Raw genomic sequence first — 13,085 nt, forward strand, 5'->3', positions numbered from 1 at the left:
ACAAATGATACTTTATTTTGATATTAAAGAAAGGGTTGAGATTTTTCTCAGCTTTTTTCGTATAATAGAGTATAGCATAAAAATAATTGGAGAAAATCATGACAATACGTGGCTTTGAAATCATTACAAAATATAAAAATACAGATATTACACTACCGTTTCGTGCCACAGCGCATGCAGCGGGCTATGATTTGAGTGCAGCTGAAACCATTAGCATTGCCCCAAATGACATCAAGCTCATCCCGACAGGTATCAAGGCTTACATGCAGCCGTCTGAGGTGCTTTATCTCTACGATCGCTCGTCAAATCCGAGTAAAAAAGGTCTAGTTTTGATTAACAGCGTAGGTGTGATTGACGGCGATTATTATAACAATCCTGACAATGAGGGGCATATTTTTGCCCGAATGAAAAATATCACGGACGAGGTGGTCACGGTCGAAAAAGGCGAGCGGATCGTTCAAGGTGTTTTTGCACCATTTCTCATAGCAGATGCTGACAGTGCTGACGGTGCAAGAGTCGGTGGCTTTGGTAGCACAGGAAAATAAGGATGGCAAAAGTAAAATCAAAATTCGTCTGCCAATCTTGTGGTTACCAGTCGCCCAAATACATGGGACGTTGTGCCAATTGTGGCGCATGGAACTCATTTGTCGAAGAAGTTGAAACCAAAGAAGTCAAAAATGCGCGCGTGACCCTCACTGGCGAGAAAACGCGCCCCGTTAAGCTCGGTGAAGTCGAAAGTCTTGAGACACCGCGTGTCAAAACGGATATGGCTGAATTTAATCGTGTGCTTGGTGGTGGTGTTGTTCCAGGCAGTCTGATTCTCATCGGTGGCGATCCAGGTATCGGTAAATCAACGATTCTCTTGCAAGTTTCGGTTCAACTTGCTCATATTGGGCGTGTTCTTTATGTATCGGGCGAAGAATCTGCCCAACAAATCAAAATGCGGGCGGAACGTTTAGGAGATTTGGAGGCAGATTTTTATCTTTATGCTGAAAATAATATGCAAAATGTTCGCGCTGAAATCGAAAAATTAAAGCCAGATTTTCTAGTGATTGATTCCATTCAAACCGTTATGAGTCCAGAAATTACAGGTGTTCAAGGGTCGGTTAGCCAAGTGCGTGAAGTCACGGCTGAATTGCTCCAAATCGCTAAAACCAACAACATTGCCACCTTTATCGTTGGTCATGTGACCAAGGAAGGTAGTCTTGCGGGACCGCGCATGTTGGAGCATATGGTGGATACGGTGCTGTATTTTGAGGGCGAGCGCCAACATACTTTCCGTATTTTGCGGGCAGTCAAAAACCGTTTTGGCTCGACCAATGAAATCGGCATTTTTGAAATGCAGTCGCAAGGTCTAGTCGAAGTGACTAATCCGAGCGAGATTTTCCTCGAAGAACGCTTAGCTGGTGCGACAGGCTCGGCAATTGTTGTCTCAATGGAGGGAACACGCCCGATTTTAGTTGAAATTCAAGCGCTTGTCACGCCGACCGTTTTTGGCAATGCGAGACGAACAACATCTGGGCTTGATTTTAATCGTGTTAGCTTAATCATGGCAGTTTTAGAAAAACGCGCTAATTTGTTATTGCAAAATCAAGATGCCTATCTCAAATCTGCGGGTGGTGTCAAATTAGACGAGCCAGCCGTTGATTTGGCGGTTGCCCTTGCGATTGTTTCAAGCTACAAAGAAAAGCCGACACCAGCAAATGTTGCTTTTATCGGTGAACTTGGTTTGACTGGTGAAATTCGTCGGGTCAATCGCATTGAAAATCGAATTAACGAGGCAGCAAAACTCGGTTTCAAAAAAATATATGCACCGAAAAATTCCTTATCTGGACTTGAAATTCCCGCAACTATTGAAGTTATCGGTGTTGCGACACTTAAGGAGGTTTTGCAGAAAGTGTTTGGTTAAAGGTATTTTTAAGAAAATATGTTAAAATAAAAGGGTGCAATCGTTTTCAGATGCGCTCTATTTTTTAAGTAAAATTAAATTATTTATCACAAAATAAAGTCATGATGTTAAAAATATGACTTTAACATTAGAAGGAGAATGTATGAAAAGAATCATCATTCATGCCTTGATGGCGATTGTCGGTGCAACACTTGGCAATACGTTTTTACCAGATTTCTGGGTATTGATTCATCAAAGGCAATTTGAAAGCAACGCAGCGGTCAATAGTTTAATTGGCGCACTTATTTTTCTGGTTTTTTCATTTATTTTTATCAGACTGCTGCTTAGCTTTGTAGAAAAAATTGACGAAATAATTGCAACGATTAACATTCCCAAAATCACTTGGCGTTTTTTAGGTGCTGTGATTGGGCTTGTTGTCGGTGTTGTTGGTAGTGTGCCGCTTTGGATTTTGCGGATTCCGATTTTGTCAACGATTTTACCGTTTTTAGTCATGATGTTGACAACTTATATTGGGTACAGTATTTCATCACGTCGTGAGGCTGATATTCTCAAAATTTTCAGTAGGAAAAAAGTGCTGACTGAGCGAGCTGAGAAACATGAAAAAATTGAGAAAAAAGAGAGACGGAAAAAACAAAATTTCGCTAAATTACTAGATACGAGTGTTTTGATTGACGGTCGAATTTTTGATATTCTCAAAACGGGTTTTTTGGACGGCGAAATTATTGTGCCGAATTTTGTGCTTTTGGAAATGCAAATTTTGTCTGATAGCAATGATAATCTCAAGCGTGCTAAGGGTCGCCGTGGTTTAGATTTGGTCAATAATATGAAAGAAATCGCCAAAGTGACCGTTTCAAACAAGGATTATGATGATATTCATGAGGTTGATACCAAACTTTTGCGCTATGCTGCAGAAACAGGTGCTTCCCTTGTAACCAATGATTTCAATCTTAATAAAGTCGCTGAAATTCAAGGTATCAAGGTGTTGAATATCAACGACCTCGCAAATGCGGTGAAACCGCAGCTAGTTGTCGGCGATACACTTGACATTCTCATCGTCAAGAAAGGTACTGAGCGCCGTCAGGGGATTGGTTACTTGCCTGACGGCACGATGATTGTTGTTGAGGAGACGGCGGATAAACTTGATAAGATGGTTAGGATTGAGGTAACCAAGTCGCTCCAAACGTCTGCTGGACGGATGATTTTCGGAGAGCTTGTGCGATGAAAAATGCTTACAGCGCAATCATTCTCGTCGCTGGTTCGGGCAGTCGAATGGGTGCTTGTCGCAATAAAATTTTTTTGACATTAAACGGTCAAGCGATTTTTCGCTATTCATTAGACTTGTTTTTGGCAGATTCCGATTGTCAACAAGTGATTTTGGTTGGCAAGTTTGATGAAAAAGCGCATTTCGAGCATTTGTTGTCTCAACGTGTGCAATTTGTCATTGGTGGTAGTGAACGGCAAGATTCTGTCAGAAATGCTTTGGCTGTTGTGACACAAAAAACAGTCATGGTTCATGACGGCGCAAGGCCGTTTGTCACAGCTTCCGAATTGTCAGCGCTCAAAAAACAGAAAAATGCGATATTAGCAGCGCCTGTCAAGGACACGATTAAGCAAATTATCGACGGAAAGATCCTTAAAACAGTGCCACGTGAGGCGCTTTGGGGCGCACAAACACCCCAGTTATTTGAGACTGCTCTCATCAAAAAAGTTCACGAAATGGCGCATAAAGCAGCGTTTTTGGGGACTGACGATGCGAGTTTGGTCGAGCAATTTTCTGATGTTTCGGTTACCATTGTGCAAGGGTCTTACGAAAATATCAAGATGACAACGCCTGAGGATCTGATTTTTGGGCAAGCGATTTTGGCGAATCGGTCGGACGACTGATGACATCATTTGATAATTCTGCTAATATGGTAAAGGTAAGGAGAATTATCAAAAGAATCACAGGCTTAAATTATTTATTGTTGGCATTGTTTGCTTTTATCGCCTTGGCATCCGAGGGAGTGCTTGTTTGCTTGAATTTGCGTTATTTAATGGTGTTAGTATGGCAGATTATTCTAACACTTACTTTGCTTATCTTCTCGTTAGTGTTCTCATATATTGATTGGCATGGCTTTAAACCATTGCTAGAATTTGAACATTATGGGAATGTTTCGTTATTTATTGCGCAATATCTCTATTATTCTTTTGAGGTTGCCTTGTTTACATTGATTATTGTCGCATTGACTTGGGGGATAGGTCATATGTTATCAAAAAAAGGGGTAGCCTCAACAATTCTTGGTTTTGGAATGGGGTTGTCATTTATTGGTGAATAGAGATATTAAAAAACGTATATCTTATTAGGGATAATGTTTGTGTTGTGAAAAAAAGGAGTAGCCAACCCAACGGCTAAGCGGTAAAACCGCTAAGCCACGTTGTGCCTAGCTACTTCCCTAAGTTCTTCGCGACTATGTCGCTCAATCGCTAAAGGAGTAGCCAACCCAACGGCTAAGCGGTAAAACCGCTAAGCCACGTTGTGCCTAGCTACTTCCCTAAGCTCTTCGCGACTAAAGTCGCTCAATCGCTAAAGGAGTAGCCATGTCAGATAACAAAATGAAATACACAATTGATAGTAATATGCAATTTCCATTGATTGAAATTGCGCTTGAAACGGGCGAATTTGCCTACATTCAGCGGGGGAGTATGGTTTATCATAACGCTGCGGTGAGTCTTAATACTGAGCTTAATGCTAAAGGGAGCGGGCTTGGCAAGTTGTTCAAGGCGGCTGGGCGTGCGATGACGTCTGGCGAGAGTGTGTTCATCACAAAAGCTGTTTCAAATGCCGATAATGGTATTTTGGCGCTTGCGCCGTCAACCCCTGGGCAAGTTATGCCACTGGAGCTTGGCGCTGAGCAGTATCGGCTCAATGATGGTGCTTTTCTTGCGCTTGACGGTAGCGCTCAGTACACCATGGAGCGCCAAAGTGTCGGGCGTGCGCTCTTTGGTGGTCAAGGCGGGCTTTATGTGATGACGACTTATGGCGAGGGGACGCTCCTTGTCAACGCTTTTGGTAGTATCAAAAAAATAACGCTTGCGCACCAAGAAATCACGATTGACAATGCGCATGTTGTGGCTTGGTCTGAAAGTCTTGATTATGACATTCATTTGGAAAATGGTTTTGTGCAGTCTATCGGTACTGGCGAAGGTGTCGTCAACACATTTCGTGGGACAGGCGAGATTTACGTCCAAAGTTTGAATATTGAGACTTTTGCTAATATCATGAAAAACTATATCGTGACTGACGGTCACTCTAGCTCGTCTGGCAGTGCGATTGGAGGTATTTTCGATGCCCTCACTTAAAATCGGTCACGGCTATGATGTTCATCAGTTGGTTGAAAATAGAGACTTGGTCATCGGTGGTGTGACCATTTCCCACGACAGAGGACTTCTAGGCCATTCAGATGCAGATGTGTTGTTGCATGCAATAACGGATGCTATCATTGGGGCGCTAGGTCTAGGAGACATTGGCCATGCCTTTCCAGATACCAATCCTGAAACGGAAGGCATTGCCTCAACTGAAATTTTAGCTAACATTTATAATAAAATGCTCGAAAAAGGTTATGAAATTGGCAATGTTGATGCCACGATTTTAGCCGAGGCACCCAAAATGGCGCCTCATTTAAAGCAAATGAAAGAAAATATTGCCAGTATTTTGCATACAGCAGTTGACAATATCAATATTAAGGCGACAACAACTGAAAAACTCGGCTTTGTTGGTCGGCGTGAGGGCATGGCTTGTGAGGCTGTTGTGTTGCTTAGTCAAGTTTGAGTTATTGAAGCGCTAAGTCAAATTAGCGCTTTTTCTAATATTTTGGTAAAATAGGAATGACTGTTTTACACATTAAATCATGATACTTCAAGCAAACTTTCTAGGAAAGTTTGCTTGAAGTTCAAATAAGGAGATAAAAATGACAAATAAAATTCGTGTACGCTATGCACCGTCGCCAACCGGTCTTTTGCATATTGGAAATGCTCGGACGGCGCTATTTAATTACTTGTATGCGCGTCATCATGGTGGCGATTTCATCATTCGTATCGAGGATACTGACCGCAAACGTCATGTTGAGGACGGCGAACGCTCGCAACTGGATAACTTGCGTTGGCTTGGCATTGACTGGGATGAGTCGCCCGAAACGCATGAAAATTACCGTCAATCTGAGCGTTTGTCGCTTTATCAAACCTATATTGACGACTTACTTGCGGCGGGTAAGGCTTACAAATCTTATAAGACTGAGGAAGAAATTGCGCTTGACCGCGAACGTCAAGAGGCAAAAGGTCTGCCACCTGTTTATATCAGTGAATACGCTGGGTTGACAGACGAAGAAATTGCTGATTATATTGCCAAACGTGAGGCTGACGGCATTGTGCCGACGGTTCGGATTCGTGTGCCAGAGGCGTCTATCTACACTTGGCACGACATTGTCAAGGGCGATATTGAGTTTGAGGGCAAAAACATTGGTGGCGATTGGGTCATTCAAAAGCGTGACGGCTATCCAACTTACAACTTTGCGGTGGTCGTTGATGACCACGATATGCAGATTTCTCACGTTATTCGTGGCGATGACCATATTGCCAACACCCCGAAACAGCTGATGATTTATGAGGCGTTGGGTTGGACAGCGCCCGAGTTCGGACATATGACCTTGATTATCAATTCTGAGACAGGAAAGAAATTGTCTAAGCGTGATACCAATACTTTGCAATTTATCGAAGATTATCGTAAAAAAGGCTATTTACCAGAGGCGGTGTTCAACTTTATCGCTCTTTTGGGTTGGAATCCTGGTGGCGAGGAAGAAATTTTCTCTCAAACGCAATTAGTTGACTTGTTTGATGAAAAACGTTTGTCTAAATCGCCCGCAGCATTTGATCAGAAGAAACTTGACTGGTTGGATAATGACTACATCAAAAATGCTGATTTGAACAAGATTTTTGACTTGGCTAAGCCATTTTTAGAGGCTGCTAATCGTTTAGATGAAAAATCGAAACATTTGGTTGAGTTATACCAACCGCAAATGAAATCAGTTGACGAGATTGTTCCGTTGACCGACTTGTTTTATGCTGAGTTTCCAGCGCTTTCGTCTGCTGCAAAAGAAGTTCTTGAGACCGAAACTGCTCCCATTGTCATCAAGGCTTTCAAGGAAAAAATCGAAAATTTGGCGGACGCGGACTTTGTCAAAGACAACATTTTCCCGCTGATTAAGGCAGTGCAAAAAGAAACGGGGATCAAAGGTAAAAATCTGTTTATGCCGATTCGGATTGCCGTTTCGGGCGAAATGCACGGGCCTGAGCTGCCAGATACGATTTTCCTTTTGGGGAAAGAGAAGGTTGTTGCGCATTTGGCGCGGTTTGTGAAGTAGGAAAAAATTTAAAAAGAGATACAGGTTTATGTTAAGGGAAATTTTGCTTGACACATTGTAAAGCTTTTTTGTGGCAATCAATTTTTAGTAGTGATTTTTCTCTGTCAAGTAAAAATACTTGACAAAAATGCTTGATTTCTGAATCATTCTTTGTTAAAATAGATAAGTATTGAGAAATCTGAGTATCATTAACAAAAACAACTAAAGGAGATTTAAGACAATGGCAGTACCTGCACGTCACACATCCAAATCTAAGAAAAACAAGCGTCGGACGCACTATAAGTTGACTGCGCCTAGCGTTGTTTTCAATGAAACAACTGGCGATTATAGCCGCGGACACCGTGTATCCCTCAAAGGATATTACAAAGGCAAAAAAGTTACGAAATAATAGAAAGGGACTCTCATGCGCGTAAATATTACTCTTGAACACAAAGAATCTGGCGAACGTTTGTACCTAACTCAAAAAAGCAAACGTAACACGCCTGACCGTCTTGAACTTAAAAAATATTCTCCAAAATTGCGTAAACACGTGATTTTTAAAGAAATTAAATAAGGTTTAAGTACATGTTAATGGACTTTAAAAAGGGTGTTTAGAGCGGTTTTTGAAATTTTGTAAATCAGCCATCCCCCTTTTTGGAAACGAAAAGTTCAATAAATAATAGATAAGAGCAACGTATTTGATATGTTGTTTTTTTATTGATTTGAATGTTTATATAAATTAGCATAATCAGATCGCTCGCTTAGATCTATTCATAGTCTCTCTGTTATTAATAATAGATATGACAAATAAAAATTTTAGGAAAGGAAATGTGTGATGGCTTTATTGTATTTATCGCAAATAAGATTTAAGCTATTATTTAGAAATGTTGTTGATACTGCCTCTATTCAGATCAGAACGATGACGACCTTATTTCCATTTTTAATCATGACGATAGTAGAAACGTCACAAAATGAGAAAACCATGTTCGTTCTAACTTCTTTTTTACTTACCTTGTTTATCGGTAACAATGTGATTATGTGTAGCATTTATGCTCTGGAAGAAAAACGCATGGGAAGGGGGAATTATTATCAAGTTATAGGTATTAAACCAACTGTTATTGTACTTAGCGATATAATACCATGGTTAATTGTTTCCTTTATTTCAACGATTCAAAGCTATTGTGTTGGCTTTGTTATTTCTTTCTTTGCTGTCATGAAAAATAATATTAAAACAACTTTTTATATTTTTAGCGTCATTCAATTTTCTCGGGCTATATATCCAGTTGACTATATTCCGAGATCACTTAGATATTTGGTCTATGCGAATCCATTTTTTTATGGTATTGATGGCTTTAGGCAATTACTTCATTTGAAAATGCCCAAGTCGTGTCTGATTTTATTTATCTAGTTGATGAGCTCAAAGGAAAGCATAAATCAAAGCAGATAAAAACGACTCAATAATTTGAGCTATTTTTATTGGAATTTTTATAAAAACTGTATCTATTTAAAAAAATAAAACTTTCCTGTTGACAGCGTTTTCATTGTATGTTAAGATAGAATCATATAGGAATTGTAACTGATTTTGCAGGCATAACCTAAGCGATATTGTTTGAGGGACTTACTTTTGTCTTTTCGATATTGTTAAGGTATACCTGTATTTTTTGTGCCACGTTGAAGGGAGGAGGTCATGTATACAATCCAGAAAAGGGTAAACAATAATGTGGTGATGGCGACGAGGGCGCAACAACAGTATGTGCTTGTGGGGAAAGGGATTGGTTTTAAGGTTTATCCAAAAGATTTGCTTTCGGAGGAACGTGTTTCTGAAGTTTTTGTTTCTTCTGAAAATTTTAATCTAAAAACCTTTGTTGCTTTGATTGACGAGATGTCGACTAAGGAAGTTGGCGCAGCAAGAAAAATTATTCAGGAAGGAGAGAAATTTTTAAACAAATCGTTAAATCCAAATTTGATTGTGCCATTATTGGATCATCTCCATTATGCGATAAAACGGTTTGAAAGTCGACAGTTTACAGCTAGTCCGATTGATTGGGAAATTCGCAATATGTATCCGATTGAAACGCAAATCGGAATGAAAGCGATTGCTATTATTGAGGAGATGTTAGGACTGAGATTACCAGATTCGGAGAGCGTTTTCTTCGCTTTACATTTTGTTAATATTCAGTTTGATGATGAAACGATTTCTGATACGGTCGCTTTTACAGAATTTATGCACGAAATTAATCAAATTATCAAGTATCAGTTTCAAAAGGAGCTTGATGAGAGTTCATCGACTTATCAGCGATTTATCACGCATGTTAGATACTTTTTTGTCCGACAAAAAAACGGCGAAGATTTTAAGTTGGGGAATGAGGAGCTATATCATGCGATAAAAAAACGCTTTCATGATGAAAGTGTGTGTGTGAATAAGATTGTCGCATTTATTGATAAACGATTAGGCATCACAACATCGGTGGACGAGAAATTATATCTCATTTTGCATATTAACCGATTAATTACATAACAATATTGGGATTGTTACGGATAATGCCGGCATAGCCAAGAAAACAGACGTTTTTTGTCGTCTGATTTCTTGGCTCTTTTATTTTAAATTTAGAAATAAGGAGACAAATTCATGGAAAATAATGAATTAGCAAAAAAAATTATCAAGGGTGTGGGTGGTGAGACAAACATTCAAATCTTGACACATTGCGTGACACGGCTGAGATTCATTTTGAAAGATGTGACTGCAGTTGACGAGAAAACATTGTCTCAACTTGAAGATATTTTGGGCTACCAAAATAAAGGTGGGCAATATCAAGTTATTGTCGGCGGGCGAGTGGAGAAAGTTTTCCGCGAAATTTTGACGATTATTCCTGCTTTGGAAATGGACGGAGGTCAATCGGATCAGACAAGTAAAGTGAAAGGTTCCATTTTCAATCGTGTCATGGAAACTTGTTCCTCAATTTTGACGCCAAGTATTGCGCCTATTATTGGTGGTGGTATGTTAAAAGGATTTCTTGGCATGTTCACGAATTTTCATTGGATGAGCGAAGAAAGTAGCCTTTATCTGATTTTGTCAATTGCATCAGATTGTATGTTTTACTTCTTCCCATTCTTATTGGCGGTGAGTGCGGCTAAGAAATTCAAAACAAATGAATATATGGCTTTGTCATTAGCGGGCGCTTTGATGTATCCGACTTTTCTCAATGCAGCAGTCAATGGTACCATGTCAAATCTAAAGATTTTTGGCTTTCTGACGATTCCTGTCATTGATTACAGCACCTCGATTTTTCCGATTGTGCTAGGTGTCTTACTCATGAGTTATATTTATAACTATATTGACAAGTACATGCCGTCAATGGTAACTTTGATTTTTACACCGCTGATTACTTTGGTCATTACGATTCCGATTTTATTTGCGGCGCTTGCGCCTTTGGGGTATTATATCGGACAATATGTGGCACTTGGCATTGAGGCAATTATCAATTTTTCACCATTTTTGTCTGGTTTTATCGTTGGTGCAACGCGACCACTTTTGGTTTTGGCGGGGATTCACCATGCACTTCGTCCGATTACGCAACAGCAAAGAGCGACTTACGGCTTTTCAACCTTGTCTCCCGTGCAGTTCATGAGTACAATGGCGCAAGCCTCTGGTGCAGTGGCAGCTTATATCTGTACAAAAGATAAGAAAGTCAGACAAATCTCGATGTCTGCCACAATTTCGGGTTATTTGGGAATTACAGAGCCAGCTTTATATGGTGTTATCACGCGTTATCGTTCCGTTTTGATTGGCACGCTGATTGGTGGTGGTTTAGGTGGGGCAACAGCCGCAGTTTTGGGCGCTCGAGCTTACGCCTCAGCTTTAGGTATCTTGTCATTGCCCGTCTTTTTCGGTCAAGGTTTTACTGGAGCACTTGCTGGGATTATTGTAACAGTTGTCTCAACAATTACAATAACGATTGTTTTATGGAAAATAATGGGAGAGGAAAAAGATGACGAAAACACGCTAGCAACAACAGCTGAAAAAGCCATTGAAAAAGAGATTTGCAGTCCAATTGATGGCGAAATTGTCCCGCTCAAAAAGTTAGCAGATGAAACATTTAGCAAAGAAATTATCGGGAAAAGTTTTGCCATTTATCCTAACGAAATGGTCATCAATGCCCCTATTAATGCTGAAATTCAGATGATTTTTGAGACGAAACATGCGATTGGCTTGAAAACAGCAGGTGGTGTTGAACTTTTGATTCATATCGGACTTGACACGGTCAATCTTAAAGGGCAATATTTTGACATTTTGATTGCACAAGGCGATAAGGTAACGCTCGGTCAGCCCTTGGTCAAATTTGACAAGGAAAAAATCGAAAAAGCGGGCTATGATCCAGTTGTCGTTATCGTTGTGACAAATTCTGAAAAATTTTCAACGATTAAAGAAGTGCAAAGTGACGGTTTGATTTTCAAAGGCGAGCCGATTATGACACTAGAAGAATGAGGTATTAAAACATGGAAAAAATTGTAAATTTTAGAGATTTGGGTGGCTATATCGGTCACGAGGGACGGCAAGTCAAGCCAAAATTGTTATTGCGTTCAGGCGAATTATATGAGTTGACAGAAAATGATCGCCATGAATTGACAACGACTTACAATTTGGGCAAAATCATTGATTTGCGGCGGCAAAAAGAAATTATTAAGACACCAGATGATAAAATTTCCGGTGTAACTTATCATCATGTGGATATTTTGGCAGAATTTAATCGTCCTGATTCGAGTAAACATGAGCTGTTAAAGGGGTTTCATGGCGAAGATGTTGATAAAAATATGCAAGAGTTGTACAGTGAAATCGTGCGAGATGAGGTTGCACGTAAGGAATATCGAAACATGATTCAGCTGTTATTGCAATTTGACGGCAAGTCTAGCATTTTCCACTGTTTTGCGGGTAAAGATCGGACAGGATTAGCAGCTGCCTTGATTTTGGGCATACTCGGTGTTTCTTATACCGACATCATGACTGATTTTTTACAAACAAATGTGCAACGCAAGGCAGCTAATGACGTGATTTTAGCTGAGAAAAGAGCTGAGGGCGCGACTGAGGCTGAATTACAAGGGATTGAAAAAGCATTTTGCGTTGCTGAGAGTTATTTGGCGGCAGCTAAGGAAACGGTAAATACGGAATTTGGAGGTTTTGAGGCTTATCTGTTAAATGGTCTTGGCTTGACTGAAACGGAGATTTTGAAATTTAGGGAATTTTATTTGGCATAAAACTGCTTATGTTTAGGATGATAAAAAGTGATGAATTTTCGAGTTTATCACTTTTTTGATCAATTTTTTTCTGTCAAGCGAAATTGAAAATGTCCCCCAAAAAGTCTAAACATGAGTTACGTTTTGCTAAAGCAAAATTTGCTTTTAGATTCCATTTTTGATATGATTGAATTATGATCTAGGCTGAATTTTCAGCTTGATATTCCAGAAGCGTCTTACCGATTCTTCTGAGATATTTTTCGAAAGATGCAAGTTTCCACGGGTGGACTGTTGGGGAATATACTTGCTTTTTCTTTTTTGCCTTCTTTGGGTTGATTAAATTTCATGCGTTATACTCAATTTGATAAAAAAGCGCAACGTATGATATACTGTAAGTATGACCTATGATAAAACAATCCAAAAGAGAATTTTGGCTTATGCCGATAGTGGGGCTATTGAAAGTGTTCTTTATTTTTAGCGAATTGAGTATAACTTGATAACACGATACTTTTTCAATTCATTCACAGTGAGCAATATCCTTTTCATAAGTATTAGTTTAACATTTGGGA

At 39.8% G+C, this 13,085-nt stretch carries 14 protein-coding genes; all 14 read left to right on the forward strand.

Going from position 1 to position 13,085, the window contains the following annotated elements; genetic code table 11:
* Window positions 1-98 precede the first annotated feature (98 nt).
* The 14 genes from Hs30E_RS01885 to Hs30E_RS01950 all read left to right on the forward strand — a co-directional run bounded on the left by Hs30E_RS01885 (window position 99) and on the right by Hs30E_RS01950 (window position 12,537).
* A complete protein-coding gene (locus tag Hs30E_RS01885) occupies window positions 99-545 on the forward strand; it encodes a dUTP diphosphatase (protein WP_172207551.1) in 447 nt (148 codons plus the stop codon).
* 2 nt (window positions 546-547) lie between these two features.
* Window positions 548-1,909, forward strand: a complete 1,362-nt coding sequence (gene radA / locus Hs30E_RS01890; protein WP_172207552.1) for a DNA repair protein RadA — start codon at window positions 548-550, stop codon at window positions 1,907-1,909.
* 142 nt (window positions 1,910-2,051) lie between these two features.
* Complete coding sequence (locus Hs30E_RS01895) at window positions 2,052-3,131, forward strand: PIN/TRAM domain-containing protein (protein WP_172207553.1); 1,080 nt, start codon at window positions 2,052-2,054, stop codon at window positions 3,129-3,131.
* Window positions 3,128-3,793, forward strand: coding sequence for a 2-C-methyl-D-erythritol 4-phosphate cytidylyltransferase (ispD, locus tag Hs30E_RS01900; RefSeq protein ID WP_172207554.1), 666 nt, complete (start codon window positions 3,128-3,130; stop codon window positions 3,791-3,793). The genes Hs30E_RS01895 and ispD overlap by 4 nt, the downstream gene beginning before the upstream one ends.
* Window positions 3,793-4,224: a hypothetical protein gene (locus Hs30E_RS01905; protein ID WP_228461968.1), complete on the forward strand. Its 432-nt coding sequence runs from the start codon at window positions 3,793-3,795 to the stop codon at window positions 4,222-4,224. Before ispD ends, Hs30E_RS01905 begins: the two co-directional genes overlap by 1 nt.
* A 262-nt stretch (window positions 4,225-4,486) precedes the next feature.
* Window positions 4,487-5,248, forward strand: coding sequence for a TIGR00266 family protein (locus Hs30E_RS01910; protein WP_172207556.1), 762 nt, complete (start codon window positions 4,487-4,489; stop codon window positions 5,246-5,248).
* Window positions 5,235-5,717, forward strand: a complete 483-nt coding sequence (gene ispF, locus Hs30E_RS01915) for a 2-C-methyl-D-erythritol 2,4-cyclodiphosphate synthase (RefSeq protein WP_172207557.1) — start codon at window positions 5,235-5,237, stop codon at window positions 5,715-5,717. The genes Hs30E_RS01910 and ispF overlap by 14 nt, the downstream gene beginning before the upstream one ends.
* 139 nt (window positions 5,718-5,856) lie before the next feature.
* Window positions 5,857-7,305, forward strand: a complete 1,449-nt coding sequence (gene gltX, locus Hs30E_RS01920; protein ID WP_172207558.1) for a glutamate--tRNA ligase — start codon at window positions 5,857-5,859, stop codon at window positions 7,303-7,305.
* 220 nt (window positions 7,306-7,525) lie between these two features.
* Window positions 7,526-7,693, forward strand: coding sequence for a 50S ribosomal protein L32 (rpmF, locus tag Hs30E_RS01925; RefSeq protein ID WP_172207560.1), 168 nt, complete (start codon window positions 7,526-7,528; stop codon window positions 7,691-7,693).
* A gap of 15 nt (window positions 7,694-7,708) precedes the next feature.
* Complete coding sequence (gene rpmG, locus Hs30E_RS01930) at window positions 7,709-7,858, forward strand: 50S ribosomal protein L33 (RefSeq protein WP_172207561.1); 150 nt, start codon at window positions 7,709-7,711, stop codon at window positions 7,856-7,858.
* Window positions 7,859-8,119: 261 nt separating this feature from the next.
* On the forward strand, window positions 8,120-8,692 hold the full coding sequence (locus tag Hs30E_RS01935) for a hypothetical protein (protein ID WP_172207563.1): 573 nt from the start codon (window positions 8,120-8,122) through the stop codon (window positions 8,690-8,692).
* A gap of 279 nt (window positions 8,693-8,971) precedes the next feature.
* Window positions 8,972-9,802, forward strand: coding sequence for a PRD domain-containing protein (locus Hs30E_RS01940; protein WP_172207564.1), 831 nt, complete (start codon window positions 8,972-8,974; stop codon window positions 9,800-9,802).
* Window positions 9,803-9,913: 111 nt separating this feature from the next.
* A complete protein-coding gene (locus Hs30E_RS01945) occupies window positions 9,914-11,770 on the forward strand; it encodes a beta-glucoside-specific PTS transporter subunit IIABC (RefSeq protein WP_172207566.1) in 1,857 nt (618 codons plus the stop codon).
* A gap of 11 nt (window positions 11,771-11,781) precedes the next feature.
* Complete coding sequence (locus Hs30E_RS01950) at window positions 11,782-12,537, forward strand: tyrosine-protein phosphatase (protein WP_172207567.1); 756 nt, start codon at window positions 11,782-11,784, stop codon at window positions 12,535-12,537.
* Window positions 12,538-13,085 lie beyond the last annotated feature (548 nt).

The organism is Pseudolactococcus hodotermopsidis (assembly GCF_011170085.1).
Taxonomy (GTDB): Bacteria; Bacillota; Bacilli; order Lactobacillales; family Streptococcaceae; genus Pseudolactococcus; species Pseudolactococcus hodotermopsidis.